3 protein-coding genes are annotated in these 1,028 nt (G+C 62.1%); all 3 read right to left on the bottom strand.

What is annotated here, in order from left to right:
- The coding region (locus FVQ98_RS19535) for an integrase core domain-containing protein (RefSeq protein WP_222707636.1) at positions 1–209 on the bottom strand (209 nt) is incomplete at its 3' end.
- A 16-nt stretch (positions 210–225) separates the two neighbouring features.
- Positions 226–747 carry a hypothetical protein gene (locus tag FVQ98_RS19825; RefSeq protein ID WP_187265826.1) on the bottom strand — a complete coding sequence of 174 codons (522 nt, stop codon included), beginning with the start codon at positions 745–747 and terminating at the stop codon, positions 226–228.
- Positions 748–764: 17 nt separating this feature from the next.
- On the bottom strand, positions 765–1,028 hold a 264-nt coding region (locus tag FVQ98_RS19530), incomplete at its 5' end, for a transposase (protein WP_147915123.1).

Here is a 1,028-nt window from a genome sequence, read left to right as displayed (position 1 = left end):
CCGAGGGCTTCATGGGGTCGGTGGTGGTTGTATCGGCGCAGCCAGTCGGCGGTCATGTCTCGGACTTCCTTCAAGCTGTCGAAGACGTAGCAGTCGAGCACTTCGGTGCGGTAGGTCTTGTTGAATCGTTCGACATAGGCGTTCTGCGTGGGCTTGCCGGGCTGGATGTGATTGAGGGCGATGCCCTTGCTTTGAGCCCACTGGGCCAATGCGCTGGCGATGAATTCAGGGCCGTTGTCCAGGCGAATCGACAGCGGCGCACCGCGTACCGTCCAGGGCGCGGATGACACGCGCAGCGGGCAGGCTGGTATCGACCTCGATACGCAGGCCCTCGCGGTTGAACTCGTCGATGACGTTGAAGGTTCGGAAGCGCCGGCCTGACCACAGCGCATCCGACATGAAGTCGCAACTCCAGCCTTGATTGGGCTGAGCTGCGGCCTGCAGCGGCTCTTTGACGCGCGCCGGCAACCGCTTCTTGCCCCGCCGGGGCAGGTTCAGTCGCAGCTCGCAGTACACGCGCCAGAGCACAGTCTTGCCCCAAGGCTTGCCTTGGTGGCGGGCACTGTCGTACAGCAGCCCGAAGCCGTGGCGCGGGTTCAGTGCCATATGGGCCTGGATGAAATTGATAACCCCAGAGTCGTCGCGTGCAACGCGTCGGTAACGCAGCGTGGAGCGGGCGATACCACTGGCCTGACAGGCACGTCGTTCGCTCATGCCATGCTCGGCCACAAGAGCCTGAACAACCACCTCGCGACGCTCCGGGGTCAGAGCTTTCGGTCAACAACGTCCTTGAGCGCGTGGTGCATCAGCGCCAGGTCGGCGTACATGCGCTTGAGCTTGGTATTCTCGTCTTGCAGTTGGCGCAGCTGCGCCAGGTGCGAGACTTTCATGCCCGAGAATTGGCTCTTGCACTTGTAGTACGTCGGCTCGCTGATGCCGTGCTTCCTGCACGTCTCGCCGACCTTCGCTCCCATCTCGACCTCCTTGAGGATGCCGACCATCTGCGCTTCACTGAATCTGGATTTCTT

Source organism: Ottowia flava, assembly GCF_008017535.1.
Classification (GTDB): domain Bacteria; phylum Pseudomonadota; class Gammaproteobacteria; order Burkholderiales; family Burkholderiaceae_C; genus Ottowia; species Ottowia flava.
The sequence above is the reverse complement of the archived record's forward strand: the minus strand, read 5'-3'. Positions and strand labels throughout refer to the sequence as shown.